Annotated in this window: 21 protein-coding genes and 1 pseudogene; 10 read left to right on the forward strand and 12 right to left on the reverse strand. The window is 61.4% G+C overall.

The window, feature by feature from the left end; all coding sequences use genetic code 11:
* Positions 1-3: 3 nt before the first annotated feature.
* From ccoO to HHL08_RS15290, 7 genes are all read left to right on the forward strand, one after another.
* Positions 4-756 carry a cytochrome-c oxidase, cbb3-type subunit II gene (gene ccoO / locus HHL08_RS15260; protein WP_024018147.1) on the forward strand — a complete coding sequence of 251 codons (753 nt, stop codon included), beginning with the start codon at positions 4-6 and terminating at the stop codon, positions 754-756.
* A gap of 15 nt (positions 757-771) precedes the next feature.
* Positions 772-942: a cbb3-type cytochrome c oxidase subunit 3 gene (locus HHL08_RS15265; RefSeq protein ID WP_024018148.1), complete on the forward strand. Its 171-nt coding sequence runs from the start codon at positions 772-774 to the stop codon at positions 940-942.
* Complete coding sequence (gene ccoP, locus HHL08_RS15270; RefSeq protein WP_024018149.1) at positions 933-1,811, forward strand: cytochrome-c oxidase, cbb3-type subunit III; 879 nt, start codon at positions 933-935, stop codon at positions 1,809-1,811. Before HHL08_RS15265 ends, ccoP begins: the two co-directional genes overlap by 10 nt.
* Before the next feature lie 198 nt (positions 1,812-2,009).
* Positions 2,010-2,828, forward strand: a complete 819-nt coding sequence (locus tag HHL08_RS15275; RefSeq protein WP_031308570.1) for a DUF2189 domain-containing protein — start codon at positions 2,010-2,012, stop codon at positions 2,826-2,828.
* A gap of 20 nt (positions 2,829-2,848) precedes the next feature.
* Complete coding sequence (locus HHL08_RS15280; protein ID WP_235955077.1) at positions 2,849-5,086, forward strand: heavy metal translocating P-type ATPase; 2,238 nt, start codon at positions 2,849-2,851, stop codon at positions 5,084-5,086.
* Positions 5,083-5,283 carry a cbb3-type cytochrome oxidase assembly protein CcoS gene (ccoS, locus tag HHL08_RS15285; protein ID WP_024018152.1) on the forward strand — a complete coding sequence of 67 codons (201 nt, stop codon included), beginning with the start codon at positions 5,083-5,085 and terminating at the stop codon, positions 5,281-5,283. Before HHL08_RS15280 ends, ccoS begins: the two co-directional genes overlap by 4 nt.
* A 630-nt stretch (positions 5,284-5,913) precedes the next feature.
* Positions 5,914-6,249 carry a cupin domain-containing protein gene (locus HHL08_RS15290; RefSeq protein ID WP_024018154.1) on the forward strand — a complete coding sequence of 112 codons (336 nt, stop codon included), beginning with the start codon at positions 5,914-5,916 and terminating at the stop codon, positions 6,247-6,249.
* Here HHL08_RS15290 and HHL08_RS15295 read toward each other — a convergent pair whose 3' ends face one another.
* The 10 genes and pseudogenes from HHL08_RS15295 to HHL08_RS15340 form a co-directional block, all read right to left on the reverse strand.
* Complete coding sequence (locus HHL08_RS15295; RefSeq protein WP_024018155.1) at positions 6,250-7,449, reverse strand: NnrS family protein; 1,200 nt, start codon at positions 7,447-7,449, stop codon at positions 6,250-6,252.
* Positions 7,446-9,722, reverse strand: a complete 2,277-nt coding sequence (locus HHL08_RS15300) for a nitric-oxide reductase large subunit (RefSeq protein ID WP_024018156.1) — start codon at positions 9,720-9,722, stop codon at positions 7,446-7,448. Before HHL08_RS15300 ends, HHL08_RS15295 begins: the two co-directional genes overlap by 4 nt.
* Positions 9,723-10,045: 323 nt before the next feature.
* Positions 10,046-10,177: pseudogene (locus HHL08_RS15305) on the reverse strand (IS3 family transposase); the annotation flags it as partial.
* A gap of 348 nt (positions 10,178-10,525) precedes the next feature.
* Entirely contained in the window at positions 10,526-10,768 is a 243-nt protein-coding gene (locus tag HHL08_RS15310) for a hypothetical protein (protein WP_024018157.1), read from the reverse strand.
* A 210-nt stretch (positions 10,769-10,978) separates the two neighbouring features.
* On the reverse strand, positions 10,979-11,302 hold the full coding sequence (locus HHL08_RS15315) for a four-helix bundle copper-binding protein (RefSeq protein ID WP_235218991.1): 324 nt from the start codon (positions 11,300-11,302) through the stop codon (positions 10,979-10,981).
* A gap of 36 nt (positions 11,303-11,338) precedes the next feature.
* Entirely contained in the window at positions 11,339-12,439 is a 1,101-nt protein-coding gene (locus tag HHL08_RS15320) for an IS630 family transposase (RefSeq protein ID WP_408021783.1), read from the reverse strand.
* A 40-nt stretch (positions 12,440-12,479) separates the two neighbouring features.
* A complete protein-coding gene (locus tag HHL08_RS15325) occupies positions 12,480-12,680 on the reverse strand; it encodes a hypothetical protein (RefSeq protein WP_169574006.1) in 201 nt (66 codons plus the stop codon).
* A 233-nt stretch (positions 12,681-12,913) separates the two neighbouring features.
* Positions 12,914-13,300: a Cu(I)-responsive transcriptional regulator gene (cueR, locus tag HHL08_RS15330; RefSeq protein ID WP_024018159.1), complete on the reverse strand. Its 387-nt coding sequence runs from the start codon at positions 13,298-13,300 to the stop codon at positions 12,914-12,916.
* Complete coding sequence (locus tag HHL08_RS15335; RefSeq protein WP_037529499.1) at positions 13,297-15,666, reverse strand: heavy metal translocating P-type ATPase; 2,370 nt, start codon at positions 15,664-15,666, stop codon at positions 13,297-13,299. The genes cueR and HHL08_RS15335 overlap by 4 nt, the downstream gene beginning before the upstream one ends.
* 100 nt (positions 15,667-15,766) lie before the next feature.
* Positions 15,767-16,681, reverse strand: coding sequence for an NAD(P)/FAD-dependent oxidoreductase (locus tag HHL08_RS15340; protein ID WP_024018161.1), 915 nt, complete (start codon positions 16,679-16,681; stop codon positions 15,767-15,769).
* Positions 16,682-16,966: 285 nt separating this feature from the next.
* Here HHL08_RS15340 and HHL08_RS15345 point away from each other — a divergent pair, with 285 nt between their 5' ends.
* Together HHL08_RS15345 and HHL08_RS15350 are read left to right on the forward strand one after the other, a co-directional pair.
* Entirely contained in the window at positions 16,967-17,239 is a 273-nt protein-coding gene (locus HHL08_RS15345; protein ID WP_088181985.1) for a flagellar biosynthetic protein FliQ, read from the forward strand.
* Positions 17,240-17,351: 112 nt separating this feature from the next.
* On the forward strand, positions 17,352-18,635 hold the full coding sequence (locus HHL08_RS15350) for a hypothetical protein (RefSeq protein WP_024018163.1): 1,284 nt from the start codon (positions 17,352-17,354) through the stop codon (positions 18,633-18,635).
* Positions 18,636-18,646: 11 nt separating this feature from the next.
* On the opposite strand, the gene copD is transcribed toward HHL08_RS15350, so the two are convergent.
* Both copD and copC read right to left on the reverse strand, forming a co-directional pair.
* Entirely contained in the window at positions 18,647-19,582 is a 936-nt protein-coding gene (copD, locus tag HHL08_RS15355; RefSeq protein ID WP_031308578.1) for a copper homeostasis membrane protein CopD, read from the reverse strand.
* A gap of 3 nt (positions 19,583-19,585) precedes the next feature.
* Complete coding sequence (gene copC / locus HHL08_RS15360) at positions 19,586-19,966, reverse strand: copper homeostasis periplasmic binding protein CopC (RefSeq protein ID WP_031308579.1); 381 nt, start codon at positions 19,964-19,966, stop codon at positions 19,586-19,588.
* Between the two features lie 228 nt (positions 19,967-20,194).
* Between copC and HHL08_RS15365 the strand changes: the two genes are divergently transcribed.
* Complete coding sequence (locus HHL08_RS15365; protein WP_031308581.1) at positions 20,195-20,791, forward strand: c-type cytochrome; 597 nt, start codon at positions 20,195-20,197, stop codon at positions 20,789-20,791.
* Positions 20,792-20,902: the final 111 nt, after the last annotated feature.

The raw sequence follows: 20,902 nt of genomic DNA on the forward strand, positions 1-20,902 counted from the left end.
GCAATGGCGGAACTCTTTCATCGCAAGCTTGAGCGGAGCACCATCGGCTTCGTGCTCGCAATTGTCGCGGCTGCCAGTGTCGGCGGCCTTGTCGAAATAGCCCCACTCTTCACGATCGATGAGACAGTGGAGAAGGCGCCTGACATGCGGCTCTACACACCACTCGAACTGGCAGGTCGGAATATCTACGTTCGCGAGGGCTGCTATGCCTGCCACAGCCAGATGATCCGCACCTTGCAGGATGAGGTCGAGCGCTACGGGCCTTATTCTCTGGCGGTCGAGTCCAAGTATGACCATCCGATGCTCTGGGGCTCGAAGCGAACCGGCCCGGATCTTGCCCGCATCGGCGGCAAATATTCGGATTTCTGGCACGTCGCCCATCTGACCAATCCGCGCGAGGTCGTGCCCGATTCAAACATGCCCGCCTATTCCTGGCTGGCGCGCACCGCACTGCGGGTCGATGATCTGCCTTTGCATCTGAAAGCCCTGCGCGCTGCCGGCGTTCCCTACACCGACGCGATGATCGAAAACGCCAGCATCGATGCTTACGACCAAGCGACGCCGGAAAGCTCGACGTCGTCCGGTGTTGCGGATCGCTACGGCAAAGAAACGCAAGTGCGCGTGTTCGACGACGTGGCGACCGAAGTCACCGAAATGGACGCTTTGGTGGCTTATCTCCAGGTTTTGGGACGGCTGACCGATGCGCCGTATAAGAATACGGCAGCGCCGCAAAAGCCACCTGGGCCGGTGAAATGAGATGAGGAGAGACCCATGGATTTAAGCCACGACGCTCTCGTCGCATTCTCGAAAAGCTGGGGGCTGTTCTACCTCATCGGGCTGATGATCGGCGTGCTCATCTACACGTTTCGTCCTTCCAACCGAAAGAAGTTCGACAAAGCCAAGCAAAGCGTTCTCGATCAGGATGACAAGCCGTGGACGTAGAACGCGATCCCGTCAGCGGCCGCGAGACGACCGGCCATGTTTGGAACGGCATCAAGGAGCTTGATACGCCAGTCCCCAAAGGCGTGTTGATCTTTCTGATTGTCACCCATCTTTTCGCCTTTGCCTGGTGGATCCTCATGCCGACCTGGCCGGTGGGCCATACTTACACCAAGGGCATTCTCAACACGGACCAACGCACTTCGGTCGAGAAGCATTTGGTCGATGCGCAGGCGGGACGCGCGGCCTGGATGAAGCGGATCGAAAGCGAGAATCTCGAACAGATCGCGGCCGACCCGCAGCTCATGTCGATCGTGCGCAGCACCGGTCACCGGCTTTTCGGTGATAATTGTGCCGCCTGCCACGGCATCAATGCCAAGGGCGGTTATGGCTATCCCGATCTGACTGATGATGACTGGATCTGGGGCGGTGATCTTGAAACAATCGCGCAGACTATGCGCGTCGGGGTCAATGAACAGCATCCGCAGGGTCGGAACTCGCAGATGCCTTCTTTTGGTCGGGATGGCATTCTCGACGCCGATCAGGTCAGTCTGGCGGCCAATTACATCTATTCCTTGTCGCATCCCAAATTCGTGACGGCGGCCAACCGTGCCTCGGTTTTGTCGGGGCGCGAGGTGTTCATGTCGAATTGCGCGATTTGCCATGGCGAAGATGCGCGCGGCAAACGCGATGTCGGCGCGCCCAATCTATCGGACACGCGCTGGATCTATGGGGGCGACCTTGATCAGATTGTCGAGACTGTGCATGGCGGTCGCCAAGGCCATATGCCGACCTGGGATGAACGACTGAGCGCCGCCGATATCAAGATTTTGGCGCTCTATGTTCACTCACTGAGCTCGCCCGCGCCATGAATGTGACGCGAAGCAGATCGCGATGGATTGTTTGGAGCTTCGTAGCGGCCGGGCTGCTCCTGTTCGTTCTCGCCAATGCGCATTTGATTTACGTCGCGTTCCAATCGCAGCCCAATTGCGTTGGGCATTTGAAGGAGCGAGCGAGCGAGAGCGGCCAGTATCGCGCGGCGAAATCGGCATGCTGAAAGGTTGCTGGACATGACTGAGGAGAGCGCCTCTTACGGATTGCTGACCGAAACGTCGGGAATCGATGAAACCAGGAACGCCCGGCTTCAGCGCCACCTCCCGCCGCTCGTTGGCTTGCGCTGGCTTGGAGCGGGTTGGCGCGACCTAATGGATCGACCGGTGCCGAGCCTTCTTTACGGTCTGGGCACCTTTGTCCTGTCGGTCGCCGCGGTCGCGATCCTCGCCCTGTACGGGCGAGACTATATTCTTTTTCCCGCGCTCGCCGGCTTCATGATCGTCGCCCCGCTGCTCGCCGTAGGACTCTATGAAAAGAGCCGGGCTCGTGAGCAGGGCGAGACAATCGGCCTGCGCGGCATGCTTTTCGTGAAACCCGCAGCGGGCCCACAGGTCTATTTCACCGGGTTGCTGCTCAGTCTTCTCATGCTTTTATGGATTCGCTCGGCAGTCCTCATCTATGCCCTATTCTTCGGCGTCCGCCCGTTCCCCGGCATTTCGCATATTACGGCTTTCCTCCTGGCCGATCCCGTGGGCTGGATCATCCTTGGTGTCGGTACGGCAGTCGGTGGATTGTTCGCTTCCTTCGCCTTCGCGATCAGTGTTTTCGCGATTCCGATGTTGCTGGACCGAAAGGTCGATGCGCTCACGGCGATGGGGACCAGCATGGCGCTCGTATGGAACAACCTTGCGCCGATGATCGTGTGGGGAGGAATCGTTCTGGCGCTTTTCATTCTTTGCGCGGCAACAGGACTTCTCGGGCTCATCCTTATTTTCCCATGGCTGGGTCATGCCACCTGGCATGCCTATCGTGGGGTCGCCGAAGCGGACGCCTAGGAATGGCATCGCGTGCCGCTTTGAACGATATCGCGTTGCGACGAACACCGGCCCGCCAGTCGGTCGATGAACTCATCCTCGCCAGCAGAGTGCTGGATGATGGCCTCCTTCAGACCCAATTGTCGGTACCTACCGCGCACTGCGGCGGGTGCATGGCGAAGATCGAGCGGACCTTGGCTCAGCTCGATGGGGTGGTGTCGGCACGCGTCAACCTTTCGACGCGGCGGGCTACGGTTACGTGGAAAAGGACGGGGACTGCCCCCCCGCTGCTCGAAAGCTTGTCCAAAGCCGGCTTCGAAGCGAATCTGCTGAACAATCTCGAGGGCCAGCCGGATCGCGAAAGACGCAGGTTGATCGTTGCCATGGCGGTCTCGGGATTTGCGGCGATGAACATCATGCTGCTCTCGGTGTCGGTATGGTCAGGCGCTGACGCAAGTACGCGCCATCTCTTCCATGCGATATCGGCGCTGCTGGCGATTCCGACGGTAGCCTATTCGGGGCGCATCTTCTTTCAATCGGCATGGTCCGCCTTGCGTGCAGGTCGCACCAACATGGACGTGCCCATCTCGATCGGCATTCTCCTCGCGCTTGGCTTGAGTATCTTCGACACATTGCATTCCGGCCCGCATGCCTATTTCGACGCTGTCGTCACGCTGATCTTCTTTTTGCTGATCGGACGAACGCTTGATTATCTGATGCGCGACAAGGCGCGTTCCGCAGTGCTCGGCCTCGCGAAAATGATGCCTGCGGGCGCGAAGGTCATCGCCGAGGATGGTGCACGCACATTCGTGGCGCTCGACAGCATCGCGGTGGGCGATGCCATCGTCGTCGCGCCGGGAGAACGCGTGCCGCTCGACGGAGTCGTCATTGCCGGAGAGGGCGATGTCGACACTGCCGCTGTAACGGGCGAGGCGATGCCGACGCCCGTAATGGCTGGCAGCAAGCTTCTGTCCGGCATGCTCAATCTCAATGGCTCGTTGGAAGTCCGCGTCACCAGCACGAGCGCGCAGTCCTTTCTCGCGGAAATGGTCCTGATGATGGAGGCCGCCGAGCAGGGCCGCGCACGCTACCGGCGCTTGGCGGATCGCGTGGCGACCTATTATTCACCGATCATCCATTCGCTGGCCGTCGCCACCTTTGTCGGGTGGTTTCTGTCGACCGGCGATTGGCATCGGTCACTCACGATCGCGATTTCTGTGCTCATCATCACCTGCCCGTGCGCATTAGGCTTGGCCATTCCCATGGTGCAACTCGTTGCGGCGAAGCGCTTGTTCGAGCGCGGTATCGCCCTGAAGGACGGAAGCGCGCTCGAACGCTTGGCTGAGGTCGATATTGTCGTTTTTGATAAGACGGGCACGCTGACCATCGGCGATCTGCGCGTAACCGAAGCCGATATCGACAAGCGCTACCGCGAGGTCGCCTTGGCCATGGCGTCGCGATCCGACCACCCTGTGGCGCGCGCCATCGCAGCAAGTGGCGAGGGCCGTTCAGGCGTCAACCTGGAAAGCTTTTCCGAGCTTCCGGGAAAGGGGTTAGAAGCGCGCCGTGCCGGCCATGTATTCAGAATAGGCCGATCCGATTGGGCGCTGAGCACCAATGGCGATATCGACAGCCTCCACACGGTCTTTTCAGTTGATGGCGAACTGGCAGGCCATTTTCGCTTTTCCGACCGCGAGAAGGCCAGCGCGCGAGATGCGGTGCGTCAGGTGAGGGAACTTGGTCTGGAAGTGGAGTTGCTTTCGGGTGATGACCCGGGAGCGGTATCGGCGGTGGCGGGCTCGATCGGTATCGCGGAATTTCGCGCCGGCCTCCTGCCTCAGCAGAAAGTGCAGCGTCTCGAAGCGCTCGCCGATAAGCAGTGCAAGACCTTGATGGTGGGCGATGGATTGAACGACGGACCAGCTCTCTCCGCCGCGCATGTTTCCATGGCACCGTCCAATGCCGCCGATATCGGCCGCGCTGCCGCCGATATCGTGTTTTTCGGACAGGATCTCACAGCTATTCCGCAAGCCCTCCGGGTTTCCCGCGCTGCCCGTAGGCTTGTCCGGCAGAACCTCGTTTTTTCAGTCGGATACAACTTAGTGGTGTTGCCGATGGCCGTCACGGGTCATGTCAGTCCTTTGCTCGCGGCAATCGCAATGTCGCTATCCTCCATTTCAGTAGTGGCAAATGCTCTGCGCGTCCCTTCTCAGAGTGAACCCAGCCCAAATACGGCTCGTCGAGAGCGCGTGCTGGTTCCTACAGGGGGCGCGGCATGACGGCTCTCGCTTGGTTAGTGCCGATTGCGCTGGTAATGGGTTTGGTAGGCTTGGGCGCCTTCCTGTGGTCTATGAGCAGCGGGCAGTATGACGATCTTGATGGCGCGGCAGAACGCATCTTCATAGATGCCGATGCCGACATGCCCATGGTGAATACCCAGGAACAGGCGACCGAGCCGAAACCGTCCAGATCGTAGCGAGTTAATGAATGGGGATGATATTTGGCAAAAATGCGATCGAGGAAAATCTGATGACGCGCACACATGGTGGGAATTGGGTCGGCATCCTAGCCTTCGTCTGCGGTGCGGCGGTCATATTACCCAGCTTGGTCGCATTGGCGCTGAGTCTGCTTGCGGTTGTCCGAATTATATTTTGAAGCCCACTGAGGCCTCCAAATGACCCGTATTTCGTATTTATTCCGCCGTCAGAGCTTTTGGCACAATTCGAGGTTAAGTTAGTGGACTGCGGACGAGTTTGTCCCCCTAATCAGCGTCAGGTTTGTGGAGCCGTCGCCGAGCCGTTCCTGCATCACTGCGACGCTCAGGAAGCGCCGCTTCGGCAGGCGTTCTTTTCGGCGGCTGCTAGCGCGCGGTCCATCTCTTCAATTATGTCTTTCCGAGCCGGTTGAAATTTCAGATCACATGGCCGCCTTTCGAATATTTCGCCATAGCCTCCTCGTTAGCAAGTGTAACGAGCGTTTGGGCCTATCTCTTCCAGGTTCCCGCGTGTTTGGATGTTTGCTGGCGTATTCAGTGGCGCCGGTGACTTCCACGCCGTTCGCGTGTTGTCGGATATGATCGTAAAAAACTGTTAAAGAGGATCTGAGAATGGCGCTCCAGCATGCAAAGCCCGGCGAAGTGGTCCATCTTCCAACGCTGGCTCCTGAGCGCGGGACCACCGGGACGACCGCGCTGGTCAAATCCGACCGGTTCGAGGCCATTCACCTCGTCGTTCCCGCGGGATCGACCATACCGCCACATCATGTTGCCGGTTATCTGACGCTGCATTGCCTGGAAGGTCGGGTCACGTTGGGACCAACGAATATTGCGCTCGGCGCTGGCGATTGGGTCTATCTGGAGCGCGGCGATCAGCACTCCGTCCAAGGCATCGAAGATGCGCGGCTGCTGCTCACGATCTTGTTCGATACGCCGCCAACGCCGTGATCAGGCTTGATCTCTGGCAGGCCGTTGCAACGCCATGCGGCCGTAGACGAAGATGAACAGCAGGAAGGCGCCGCCCCACAAGCCGCCGGCCAGACGAATGCTCAGCATATAGTCGAGCGGCAGCAGCGGCGCGGCGACCCGCAGCAGCGCGCCGAGATTGACCAGCACATAGATGGCGACCGTGCCGCCATCCGCTTCCAACGGGCGGCCGGTATGACCGCGTGTCGCCCGCGTCATCACCGCCAGTGTCATTCCCGCCATCGCGCCGGCGCCCAGCGCATGCATTGCGCTCGATACGGGCACGACCGGCCACAGGATAGCAGCCCCGAGCAGCAGCAGGCCCGCCGGCAACCATGCGTAGGCGAGGTGCAGGACGAAGACCAATGGATCGCCGATCGCACTCAGCCCGGCCCAGCGGGTCTGCCGCACGGCATGCGATGCGCCGGCGACGAGCAGCAGCCAGGGCACCGGATGCGCCGCCGGTGCGAACACCCAGCCTGCCAGGGCAATCGCCGTGACCGCGAGCACGGCATGGTCGAACCGGTTGGCCATGATCGGCAACCCGTCCGTGCCGCCATGCTTGTTCAGCCAGTTGCGGGTAAAGGCCGGGATGATCCGTCCGCCGATGATCGCGATCAGCATGAGGACAAGCGCGAAGCCGGCCCGCATCCCGATCGCCGGATCGGTGGTTAGCCCCATCGCTGCGGCATGATCCAGCTCACAAGCGGCGGCGAACAGGAGGAGGACGATCAGGATCGGCTTGTTGCGGTTGCGCGCCGCGAAAATCTGCCGCGCCGCATAGCCGAATAGTGCGAGCAGGAAGCCGACATCGAGCACCGAGCCGACGAGCGGCGGCACATAAGCGGAGAACAGCACCGCGAGTCGGGCGGCCGCCCACAAGCCGACGAACGCCGCCACCGGCCAGCCCGTCATCACCGGCCGCCCGGTCCAGTTGGGGATCGCCGCGCTCAGGAAGCCGGCGATGACCGCGCCGAGATAGCCGAACAGCATCTCATGCTGATGCCAGACAAGCGGCTCCATTGCCGTCGGCACGGACCACGCTCCACCCAGCGCGCCGACCCAGAACGCGACGACGACAAGCGCCCAGAGCGCGCCGCCGGTGAACAGCAGCCGGAAACTGCCCTGAAGCCAGATCGGCGCTTCGGCAATGCGGTCCCGTTTGGCGGCGGCCTTAGTCATACGCGAGCACCCTTCCTCCACAGACCCAGGATCACCACCTGCCATGCGATAGCGATGGCGCCCACCATGAACACGACATCCCCGAAGGTACGGACCCAGCGCAGGGTTTCAAGGAAGCCTTGCTGCAGGAAGAAGTCGCTGCGCGCGTACCACATGCCGGTGGTGACGCTGGCCTGGAACTGGAACAGCCCGACCGGGAGCAGGCTGGTGAAGATCATCAGCACCAGCCCGGCGTTGAGCCCCCAGAAGCCGGTGGCCAACAACCGGTCGTTGAACCGAATGTCGGGCCGGATATAGCGCAGCACCAGCAGGGTGAAGCCGAGCGCCAGGAAGCCATACACCCCGAACAGCGCGGCGTGGGCGTGGACCGCCGTGGTGTTCAGCCCTTGGAGATAGAACAGCGCGACCGGTGTGTTGATCATGAACCCGAAGACACCGGCGCCCAGCATGTTCCAGAACGCCACGGCGATGAAGCACATCAACGGCCACTTGACCGCGCGCATCCAGGGCGTGCGCTCGCGCAGACTCCAATGTTCGAATGCCTCATAGCCGAGCACGATCAGCGGCACGACTTCCAGGGCGCTGAACGCGGCACCGACCGCCATGATCGGCGTGGTGGTGCCGGAAAAATACATGTGGTGGAAAGTGCCCGGCACACCGCCGACCATGAACAGCGAGGCCGAGGCCAGGCTGGCCGCCGTTGCAATCCGTCGCGAGACCAGGCCCATGGTTGCGAAGATAAAGGCGATGGCCGAGGTCGCAAAGACCTCGAATATGCCTTCCACCCACAGATGGACGACCCACCAGCGCCAATATTCCATGATCGTGATGTTGGTGCGTTCGCCGTAGAACAGCCCCGTGCCGTAAAACAGGCCGATCGCGATGGTGGCGATGGTGAGCAGCGCCAGCAGGCTCTTGTCGTCGCCCTTGGTGCGCAATGCCGGCACCATTCCCCGCAGCATCAGCACCAACCAGAGGAGCAACCCGACGAATAGCCCGATTTGCCACACCCGGCCGAGGTCCAGATACTCGTAACCCTGATGGCCCAGCCAGAAGCTCAGTTTCGCCGGTAGCGCATGGGAGAGCGCCAGATAATTGCCGATGAACGATCCGGCGACAACGACGATCAGCGCCCAGAACAGGATGTTGACGCCCAGCTTCTGGTATTTGGGATCGCTGCCGTGGATGACCGGGGCCAGGAACAGGCCGGCCGCGAGGAACGCCGTCGCGATCCACAGCACCGCACTCTGCACATGCCAGGTGCGGGTCAGCGCGTAAGGGAAATATTGCGAGACATCCAAGCCGTAAAAGCTCTGGCCCTCGATCGTATAATGGGCTGTGAAGGCGCCGATGAAGACCTGGAATATGAACAGCGCCAGCACCACGAACAGATATTTGCCGAGCGCCTTTTGCGATGGCGTCAGACCGGCGACTTGCAACGGGTCGTTCGCCGCCGCGACCAAGGGGGTATCATCGTGGCGGCGCAGGAACGCCCAACCCCAGATCAGCGCGCCCACTCCCGCGATCAGGATGACGACGCAGGCGAGCGACCACAGGATATTTTCCGGCGTCGGATAATTGCCGATCAGCGGCTCGGGCGGCCAGTTGTTGGTATAGGTCGCGACCGTGCCCGGCCGCTCGGTCGATGCGGCCCAGGCCGTCCAGAAGAAGAAATTGGTCAGCTTCGCCCGCTGCGCCGGATCGGGCAGCGTGCCTTCCTTCATCGCATAATTATCGCGGGTGGGCCGCAGCGTGGGATCGGAGCCGTAGAGCCGCTCATAATAGCTGGCGGTCTGGGCGAACGCTTGGGCGCGGCGGTTCGACACCGTCACCACGCCGCTCGCCCTATCATAGCTGTTGTGGCGATATTCCTGCTTGAGGCGATAGGTCAGCGCCGCCTTCTGTTCGCCGTCGAGCGCCTCGAAGGACTTCCCTTCGGTCTCCCGTGCCGCAAGATCGAGCCAGGCGACAAGTTCGCGGTGCAGCCAATCGGCGGACCAGTCCGGCGCCTGATAGGCGCCGTGCCCCCAGATCGAGCCAAGCTGCATGCCGCCGGTGCTCTGCCAGGCACTCTGGCCGTCGAGGATGTCCTCGCGCGTCATCAGCACTTGGCCCGTTGCGGTGACGATCTGTTCTGGGATGGGCGGAGCCTTCCGATAGATCTCCACCCCGGACACGCTCAATATGCCGAAAGTCACCGTCAGCACGGCGATCAGCGCCAACCACAGAACCTTATAGTTTCCCACGGCGCGATCTTTCTTTTCGATGGTCAAAGCCTGTTCGCCAATATGCCCAGAGCCCAAACTTGGCCTTCGCCGATGATGGGGCTCCAGTCGTTCGTCAGTACGGCTGGCAACCCTGGACAGATGGGGCGCGAAGATCGCGCGCCACGTCCGGCAGCGATGCTGGCTCGCGCCCGAGGCTTGCCCGGTAGCAGGGCGCCGCCGCCGTGTGCTGCGCTTCGAAAAGGAGCGTGGTCCAGAATCCGCCTCCGCCGACAGGCGCGAGCGCGATTGTCCCCCGTCACGAGATGCCTGCAGAGAAGGCCCAAATGATGACAAGTACGTAGCACAGTTCGTCCACTAAACCCATCCAGCGAGCAGCCGATCTTCGCCGCGATCGACTTCATCACTTCCCATTCCGAGCCGTACTCAGCCCGCTGCTCCGCGACCATAAGGACCGCGCGTTCCCGTACTTCGGGTGAAAATTTGTTCGTCGTCTTGCTCATAACGGCTCCTTGTCACAAGTGGGAGCCTCCTGAAAACCCGGGGCGCTTCGGGGACCGACTTGGTTTGGTCGATATCGGTCATCGCCAGCGCCGACATAGCCTGGTCCCCCTGTGGGAAGACTGAACACCGCGACCGCCGCCGAGGCCCGAGAGTGTCATCTCTTCTGTGGATGGCTCCCCTTTGCGAGTGCTCAACGAACTTATGGCAACGGTCAGTTGCAGTCTTCTGTTCGGCCTTTTGTGCAGCCTAGAATTCGACTGCTGGCCCTGATGAGGTCCGCGGACAAGATCCCAAACTAACTATCAGGCAGCGCTGTGCCAGTCCTCGCGTCTACCAGGCGAGTGCCGTCAGCCGTCACGACTTCGGCGACAGCTCGGCCAAGCCACATGCGATAGGTGACGGTCGACGGGCGCGGCAGTGGCGGCGGTGATCGCCGATGGCGATGCGAGCGCGAGGTGGCTGGGCAGGGCCGTGGTGGCGTTGCGCTCCACCAAGTGATCGCCATGCACGCGGTCGATGGGCAAGAAGCTCATCAACGCGCCGCTCGTGAACCAGAGGAGGAGCTGCGCACCGATGATAAGTGCAACCATTTGTGGGTGCGGCTCGCGAGGAGGTGCAGCCTTAGTTTCGCGCTTTTCAGAACCGCCCCTCCATAGTCGCTGCTGGCATCACTTCATGCCGGCATGTCTTTCATCATCTCGTCGTGATCGGCCGGCACACTCGCCACAAGCCCTTGTACTGCTCGCGCATCGTTCCCTGGAGCCTGGGCACGAACGCGAGCATACCCCGCGCGAAGAAGTTTAGGCGGCCATCTTTTCGCAGGCGTCGGCGCACTTGCGGCACGCGGCCACGCAATCCTCCATGCCGTCCAGGGATTCGCAGCTCGCGGCGCACGCTCGGCAGACCTCGGCGCACTCGCGACAGATATGCTGATGGTGCGACGACTTGCGCGCCATGAAGTCGATTGCGACTTCGCAAATCCTCGCACAGTCGAGCATGATCTTGATATGCTCAGGTGCGGCATGCTGGCCGCCCATTTCAAGGCAATGGTTCATTGCCATGTGCAGGCAGGTCACATGACACTCGTGGCAGGCGTCCATGCAGGCCTGCATGTCGGGGTTCATCTGATGCATCGATCCATCTCCGTCTGAGTCCCCCCACTAGTCACCTGAATCCGAAGTTCGGTTCATTGTTTTTTGGCAGAAGCGCTTGACGGAGGCGAGGATTTCGTCGGCGGATTTCACCCATTTGTAGGGCTTGGGATTTTCGTTGTGCGCCACAATGAAGGCGGCGATGTCGGCCTCAAGCTCTGCAGTGGATCGGTGGACACCGCGTTGTAACTGCTTGCGCGTCAGCTCGGCAAACCACCGTTCGACCTGATTGATCCAGGACGCCGAAGTCGGTGTGAAGTGAGCATGCCAATGTGGGCGGCGTGCGAGCCAGGCCTTGACCTTCGGCGTCTTGTGGGTGGCATAGTTGTCCATCACGAGGTGGACGTCGGGCCCCTTGGGCATCTCGGCGTCGATCCGCTTGAGGAAGTCGAGGAACTCGGTCGCCCGATGGCGTTTGTAGCATTTTCCGATCACGGCGCCGGTGGCAACGTCAAGCGCGGCGAACAGGGATGTCGTGCCATTGCGAACATAGGTATGCGTGCGCCGCTCGGGTACGCCCGGCGCCATGGGCAAGACCGGCTGCTCGCGATCCAGTGCCTGGATTTGCGATTTTTCATCCACGCACAGCACAACCGCCCGGTTTGGCGGCGACATATAAAGGCCGACTATGTCCTGCACCTTGTCGACGAATAGCGGATCGGTGGACAGCTTGAATGTCTCTGACCGGTGCGGCTGCAGGCCAAACGCACCCCAAATCCGGCGGATGGTGGTGTGCGACAGCCCGGACTTGGAAGCCATGGAACGGATCGACCAATGGGTGGCGTCTTTCGGAGTGGTATTCAGCGTACGCTCGATTACCTGAGCTACTTGCGTGTCAGATACTGTGCGTGGCCGGCCCGCACGATATTCGTCAGTCAGCCCCTCAATGCCATCCTGCACGAACCGGCGGCGCCATTTGCCAACCGTGTGTTCGTGGACGCCGAGACGATCGGCAACTTCCTTGCTCTGCAGCCCCTCTGCACATAGCAGGACCATCCGGCAGCGATCCGACAACGAACGCGGCGCTTTGTGGCGGCGGACCTGAGCTTCGAGAAAATTCCGGTCATCCCCGCTCAAGACAACCAAATCCGCCTTCCTGCCCGCCATCATGCAAACCCCTGCCTATCGACAAGGCCTTATACAATGATACTTACTTCAGTTCCAGGTGACTAGAAGATACGCGCTTTGCGCGATAACCCCTTGCATAAAAATTCCAGCGGCGCTTGCCGGTTCCAGACCAAGCGATGTCGCCACCATAATTCCGCCGGCGAGCGCAAGCGGCGTCAACCGTCATCGTCGAGATCTGGCCCGCGCCCGCGCCCGCGCCCGGCTCTGCTGCCATGTCGGCCATCGGACCCGGAACCTGCTGAGCATGGGAGCGGCCATCTTTTCGGGCGTGACACTCTGCCCGTGGGGGGCCAGCGCGCGCATCGTGCCGATGACGTGCTTCAGCCACACACCCACGAGCCACAGGTCAACGCGATGTACCGTTGCGTACCGACAGCTTCGACAGTGCTTACGACACTCAAATGGGGAGCGACCTGAGGTGCGTCATCGAGGACAAGGCCGAGCCGCCAGATAGGCTCAGGACGCCAGACGCGTGAGTATAGGGCATTCGGGCCGCTCGTCCCCATGGCAGGCATTCGCAAGGTCGAGCAGTGCTTCGCGCATGGCATTGAGTGCATCCGCCTTCCGACCCAGGTCTCCCGCGCGCGATTCCGCCAGAGCCTTGACCTCCGCGCTCGCGCGCTCGCGGTCGGACCAGAGATCAAGCAGCACGCGGATTTCCCCAATGGGAAAGCCGAGATCGCGGGCGTTGGCGATGAAACGCAGGAGGTGCACGTCGGCTTGCGAATAGTCGCGATACCCGCTGTCACGTCGCGGCGGCGACGGGATAAGCCCGATCTTCTCATAATGGCGGATCATGCGCTGCGACACAGCGCTCGCATCGGAGGCCGCGCCGATGTTCACAGCGTCACCCGATTGAGACGCAGCGCGTTGGTGACGACGCTGACGGATGACAGGGCCATCGCCGCAGCGGCGATGACAGGCGACAGAAGGATGCCGAACACCGGATAGAGCAGCCCGGCGGCGATGGGGACGCCAGCGGCATTGTAGATGAAGGCGAAGAACAGGTTCTGGCGTATGTTGGCCATCGTTGCCTCGCTCAGGCGCCGCGCCCGCACGATGCCGTTGAGATCACCCTTGAGCAGTGTGATCCCGGCGCTTTCGATGGCGACATCGGTGCCCGAACCCATGGCGATGCCGACGTCCGCCGCCGCGAGAGCGGGCGCGTCGTTCACCCCATCGCCAGCCATGGCAACGACATGGCCTTCGCGCTGCAGCCGCAGGACGACAGCGCTCTTCTGATCGGGCAGCACCTCGGCTTCAACCGCATCGATGCCTAGTTTCCGGGCCACCGCCTCGGCGGTTGTCCGGTTGTCGCCCGTCAACATGACGACGCTCACGCCCTCTTTTCGCAAGGCGGCCAGCGCCTCCGCTGTGGTTGCCTTGATCGAGTCCGCAATGGCGAGAATTCCGGCGACCCGGCCATCAACGGCCGCGAAAATCGCCGTCGCTCCGTCCGCCCGCAGCTCATTGGCGCGTGCAGCCGCGGCTGACACATCGATGCCATTCTCTTTGAGATAAACGGCGCCGCCCAGAAAGATCCGCTTGCCGTCCACGGTCCCGACCGCGCCCTTTCCGGTAGGCGAGTCAAAGTCGGAAACCTCGGGAACGTCGATGTCACGATCCTTCGCGGCCGCGACGATCGCGAGCGCCAGCGGATGCTCCGACGCCCGCTCGACGCCCGCCGCCAGGCGAAGAAGATCGTGCTCCGAAAAGCCGTCCATCGCCACGATATTCGTGACCGATGGGCGCCCTTCTGTCAGCGTGCCGGTTTTGTCGACGACGATCGTGTCGACCTTTTCCATGCGCTCCAGCGCCTCGGCATTCTTGATCAGGACACCGAGGCCGGCCCCCCGTCCGATCCCGACCATGATCGACATCGGCGTCGCGAGACCCAGCGCGCAGGGACAAGCGATGATCAGCACCGCGACCGCGGCCACGAGGCCATGCGCCAGTCGCGGTTCTGGACCCCATATTCCCCAGATCGCAAAGGAGAGCAGTGCGACGGCAAGCACTGCCGGCACGAACCAGCCCGCAACCTTGTCGGCCATGCGCTGGATCGGCGCGCGCGAACGCTGCGCATCTGCCACCATCTGGACGATCCGCGCCAGCATCGTATCCCGGCCAACCTTGTCCGCGCGTATGACGAGCGATCCTGTTTGGTTTATCGTGCCCGCCACTACATGGGCATCGACCGTCTTCGTCACCGGCATCGACTCGCCAGTCACCATGGACTCGTCGATCGAAGAGCGGCCGTCCTCGACAATCGCATCCACAGGCACCTTTTCGCCGGGGCGGACGCGCAACCTGTCGCCGACCACGATCAGGTCAATCGCGACTTCCTCGTCGTGACCATCCGGCAGGATCCGGCGGGCAGTCTTGGGTGCCAGATTGAGCAGGGCCTTGATCGCGCCCGATGTCCGCTCTCGCGCGCGCAGCTCGAGAACCTGCCCAAGGAGCACGAGGACGGTGATGACCGCGGCGGCCTCGAAATAGATGGCGACCGTGCCATCCATCATGCGGAATGCCGCCGGGAATATTCCGGGGGCAAGCGTGGCCACCACGCTATAGGCCCAGGCGACACCGGTTCCCATCGCGATCAGCGTGAACATGTTCAGGTTTCGCGTCCGAATGGACGCCCAACCGCGCTCGAAAAACGGCCAACCGGCCCAAAGCACGACGGGGGTCGCCAAAGCGAGCTGAACCCACCCTGATATTCGCTCGGGGACGAGTTGATGAAGCGCGGGGAAAAGGTGTCCGCCCATTTCGAGTAGGAATATGGGCACCGTCAGCGCCAGGGCGATCCAGAAGCGCCGTGACATATCGACGAGTTCAGGGCTCGGGCCTGATTCCGCCGTTATGAGCTCGGGCTCGAGTGCCATGCCGCAGATCGGGCAAGGACCGGCACGATCTTTTCGGATCTCCGGGTGCATCGGACAAGTCCAAATCGTGCCAGGTTCTGCGGCCGTGGGCGTGTCGCCCCCGCTCGACAGATATCGTTCCGGCTCGGCGACGAACTTCGCCCGACATCCGGCACTGCAGAAGTGAAACTCCTGGTCGCCGTGTGAGGCATGGTGCGCGGTCGCGCCGGGATCGACCATCATGCCGCAGACAGGATCCTTCGCTGTCGTCGGACCTTGCGGCTCGCGGTGCTTTCCAGCGCAACAGTTATGCGCACCAGATGTGTTCGCGGAAATAGGATCGGTCATGGCTCGTCTCCTTGTCGACGCTAAACAATCTGGGGTCTGACATCGTGTCAGGGTCAAGGCCCCGGTTCAAATATTCTGTCCGCCAGACGCTGGAGCCTGATTATTCGAGCAAGAGATTGTGGATCGCGGTCGCTGCCTTGGCCGCCTGACCCGCCGCGACGGCAATCTGGTCCAACCCTTCGACGACGTCGCCGGCAGCGAACAGGCCGCTGATCGATGTTCGCTGGTGGTCGTCGACGATGATGCAACCCGACGCGCTCAACGAAGCACCGGCTACCCGCGCGAGCTCTGATCTTCCGGAACTTCCGAGCGCGACATAGAGCGTATCGAAGCTGAGCGATTGGCCATCGGACAGGCGCACGAGAACATCATCATCGTTTATCGATAATGTTTGTATGGCGGCACGTTCGACCGCAATTCCGCCGTCCGCAAGATCAGCTTGGTCGGCAAGAGAAAGCTGCACGGATTCTTCAGTGAGCAGGGTAACGGTTTCGCTGTAGCGCCGCACGAAGATCGCCTCGGCCGCTCCATGCTCCGAGCAGCCCAGGACTGCCACGCGCTTGCCGCGCACCTCGTACGCATCACAAATTGGGCAGTAGCGGATGAGGCCGCGCGAAACGCCTCTGTCATGTGCAGCTTGGGCGAGGTTGGGTCGGTGGTTTGCAACGCCCGGCGCAAGCAACACCGTCCGCGCCTCGAGGGTGCGGGAACTCATGCCCACGGCAAAGCCTGTCTTGGACTGCATGATACCGAGGGCCACGTCACTGACCAATTCCGCACCGTAGCCGACAGCGTGCTGACGCATACGCGACAACAACTCCTCACCAGATATCCCTTCCGGGAAGCCGATGAGATTATGCGTCGTGGGAATGCTGGCGGCACGTCCGGCCCCGGCGTCGATAACCAACGTGGCACGCAGAAATCGACCCAGGTAGGTGGCAGCTGTCAGGCCTGCGGGGCCTCCGCCAATGATAATGCAGTCGTACATGCGCACCTCGCCGACGGTGATCCTCATTTCTATTACGCGCGCTCGCCCATCTTCCCTCGCATGCCCTTCGATGTTTTGAAGAAATTGCTGGCCGGGGCGAGGGGTGCGCGCCGCCGGTGCGTAAGTCAGTAGTAGCCCGTCGAGAGACTCGATGGGCCATTCGGGAGCCCACGGGTCGCAGCGTGGAGCGGGGCGAGCGTCCAAGGGAAGACCTGATCGAACCAACGATCATCCGCTTGGCCGTTCGTCCCGCGATGGGCGGAACTGTTGGCTCCTTGGCACTTGCGAGCGCAAGTGCAGGGGGAGGTATAAATGGAGACCTACAGTCCTTTTTCTGTGTCGATGGGACGTGCGCTTTGGGTCATGGCCATGGTAGCGGGACCGCCTTTGATCATCATGGGTGTCGTGGGGCTGGTCATCTCGATTATTCAAGCCGCGACGTCGATCAACGAGCAAACGGTCAGCTTCGTGCCTAAATTGCTCGCGCTGCTGCTATTCCTGGTCCTCTTTGGTGCCGCGATGGGAGCATTGCTTGTCGATTATACGCGCGACCTCCTCATCCACATTCCAGACGACATCCAGTGAACAGCGAGGCAATCGACTTCCGCATGGCGTGGCAGGGATCAGGAATCTGGCCTGCCGTCGACCACAATGCTAGCCTCTCGAGCTCATCGAGTAATCGACAAAGGGGGACGGTTTGGCGGATTTTGAATTGCTGGCACGGCAACTCATTCAGCGATGGAAGGAAGATCCGAACGCGACCTATCAGAGCTGGTTTTTGTGGGACGAGCGGATCAAGAATTTCCGCTCCATCCGCCGCGGTCTGGCCCAGGTGGTCGCCGAGATCGAGACGGGACGATTTGGCGTCGCTTATCGCGGCTCGTCGCTGGAAACCGTGGTTCATTCGGTCGCGGAACAACGGCAGATCTTCAAGGGGGCAGATCATGCCTTTTTGTGGAAGCCAAAGCTGCGGATACCGGACATTTATGAGAACGCGGCGCATCAGCGCGCCTTTGGCCGGTTGCTGGATCACTGCGCGTGCTGCGATACGGCGGAAGAAATTATTTCCGGCATCCATACGATCGACCGGCTGAACATTAAGGGGCTCGGGCCAGCGGTCGCCAATCTCCTGTATTTTCTGCATCCGACGCTGGTGCCGCCGTTCAACACGGCGATCGTTAACGGGTACAACAAGCTCACGGGCGGAAAGGTCAAGCTGGGGAGTTGGCCGCATTTCCTGGCAATGCGGTCGGAGGTTCTCGATCTCAATGAACAATTCCGGGATCTGCTGTCCAACGATCTTGGCGCCATTGGCGGTCTATTGTTCGACATCGGCTCAGGCCGATATCCGGCCCCGCCCCGCGGTGAGGAGGATCAAAGCGCTAGCGGCTGGACAGCTCGTCTCGAGCAAGCCCGGGCAGAAGCGCAGAACCTCAATAAGGCTGTTCAGAAGCAGGGCGAAAGCGATCGCACCCATTCGGAAATTCAAGCCTGGCTCCGCGATATCGGTCGGGCGCTTGGCTATGATGTCTGGATAGCGGCCAATGATCGCGGCCGTCTTCATAACGGGATACGCCTTGGGGAGGGGTGCCTTGAAAGCTTGCCAGCTTCCATTTCCACCTCGACCGGCGGCGACGCCATCCGCCTGATCGATGTGTTGTGGCTCGAACAGGGCGGTGATCGTGTTGCGGCGGCTTTCGAGGTGGAGCACTCGACTTCGATCTATTCCGGCATAGTGCGCATGCTCGACCTGGCCCTGAGCGGGAGCGCACTACACGCAACCGCTGGGCTGTTCCTCGTCGCCCCGGACGCCCGAGAAGCCGACGTGCGGGCGCAACTGGCGCGCCCCGCCTTCAGCCGTGTCGCCGATCTCGAGATCGCCTATCTTCCCTATGGCGAGCTGGAGCGGCACAAGGAGGCAATTTCGCGGTTCGGATCAGGGCTGAAGGCGATCAAGGCCATAGCCCGCACACTGCCCTAAAAATCTCTCACTCACATTCCCGATGCTGGTGGCGCAAGCAGCCCAAGCCACGCGACCAGCGCGAGGATCGCGATTGCGCAACTGCTTTCGATCAGGAGGCTCCGGCGTAATGCTCCGACTGCGGCTGCGCCCTCTCCGCGCTCCAACGCAGCCGCGAGCGCCGGCGTCAGAAAAAAGCGGTTCGCCGCGGCCAGGAGGAGCATCGCACCGAAAAGCAGCAACTTGCCTAGAAGCAGGATGCCATAGAGGGTGGTGAAAAGTGCGCCGAGTTTCGATGGCCCAATCAATATCCAACTATTTACGAGGCCCGAGACAATCAGCAGGCCGACGACAATCGAGCCAACTCTTGCAAATCCGTCCAATGCCCGGTGGGAAAGATGGATATGCTCGGCCGCCATGCGCGTAGCGGACCGGAAGATCAGGAGACAGAGGCCACATAGCGCCCCTATCCAGGTCCCGGCCGCCAGCAGATGGGTGATGTCTGCGGCCAGGTGGAGCCAGCCAAGTGCGCCTTCATCGGCGGCTCCATGGCCGGTCCACGCCAGCGTAGAAAGTGCCACGGCGGCCGTGATCGAGAGCGAAGCCAATGCGAAGGTCGGCCGCTGCCATCCCACGATCGAGAAATACAACACTAACAGGAGAGCGGCGATACGCAGCTGCCAAACGGTGCCGATCGTCGTGCCCGAGATTACCAGGCTGACCGTCGCGCGGTCGACCTCGCCGATGGCGACTCCGCCCATCGATGCGGCCAATACCATGACGCCCAGGATCGACAATCCGATGCCGACCAGAGCGATGGTGGCGAGAACGGGACGGAAGCGCAGGACCGAGCCGGATTGCCGCTCGGCCCCGCGCAGCGTGTAGAGCCCGAACATCGGCAGCCCAAACAGGAGCATGAGATCAAGATATAGCCCCAGCCTGACGGCGGTCGCTACCGTGTCTGGCACCCCTTACTTGACCTTGAACGTGTAGCTGCCCTGGACGCGATGCGTGTCGGTGGACACGATGTGATAGTCGACCTTGTACGTCCCGGCAGACAGCGGCTTGGCGAAGGTCGCAACAAGCGTCTTGCCATCGGGGGCGAGGGCAACCTTGACGCCATTCATCTTCATCGGCCCCATCTTCATGCCGGGCATTTCGGTCATGGTCAGGTCGATGCCGGAAAATTGAGCAACGAGCGCCTCGGAAAAAACGAGCTGAACTTTTGTAGGGGCGGTGACCACCGCGTCGGCGGCGGGCATCGCAGTCGCCAGCCTGGGGTGTGCCTGAGCGGCCGTGGCTACGATTGCAGAGGCGGCCAGCGCAACCGCAAAAACTGTCTTACGAAACATCGATTTCTCCATGCGCGGCGGTACTGCCGACAATTCGAATTACGCACGGCCGCCCGTGACCCCTCAACGATGCCGCCACAATTCTTAGGCGAGCGCCGCACCCGACCTTCTGAGTTCGGTGAACGAGGATGATTTTCATAGGCCATGAGGGGTCGAGGCGCCCCGCGCGTATGATCAAGTGGACGGCTTGGACACACCGGTCGCCCGAGATTTTGTGGGGAGGATGCAATGGCAGATCCGCGGATGACAGGCATAAGGCGGCATTTGCCGAGCGGCCCCTTTCTTGCGATCGCGGCACTCGCCGTCGCTGCGGTCGGCGGTGTGGTGGTGTATGTCGGTGCATATGACATCGGCGCCGACTCGCCGCATAGCCGGCCTATCTACTGGATGATCGAGCAATTCCGGGATCGTTCTGTCGCTGTGCGCGCACGTAATGTCGTCGTCCCTGGCAATCTGATGGATGTAAAGCGCCTAGAGAGCGGCGCGGGGCTCTACACGGAGATGTGCAGTGGCTGTCATCTAGGGCCGGGCCTCGAGAAGACAGAGATCAGCCAGGGCCTGTATCCACGAGCCCCAGAGCTATTCCGGGAGCCACAAAGGTCGGCCAAGGAGCAGTTCTGGATGATCAAACATGGCGTCAAGCTCACGGCCATGCCGGCGTGGGGGAAAACGCACAGCGACGATTTGATTTGGGATATGGTGGCTTTTGTTCGTCAGCTACCGAAGATGTCGGCTGCGCAATATCAGGCCGCTGTCGCCAGCGCGCCGGAAGATCATGATGCGATGATGAAAGACATGCCAGGTATGGCGAAGACGGCGCCTTGAATGGGTACTTGCGTCGGTCAGCGCGAGATATCGCGTCGCGTGCTGCCGGGTGACCAGGCATTGGGTAGCGTCGTCAGGCGCCAACGGGTGAGATCGAATGATGGGAATAGA

Origin of the sequence: Sphingobium psychrophilum, assembly GCF_012927105.1 — a bacterium.
Classification (GTDB): Bacteria; Pseudomonadota; Alphaproteobacteria; order Sphingomonadales; family Sphingomonadaceae; genus Sphingobium; species Sphingobium psychrophilum.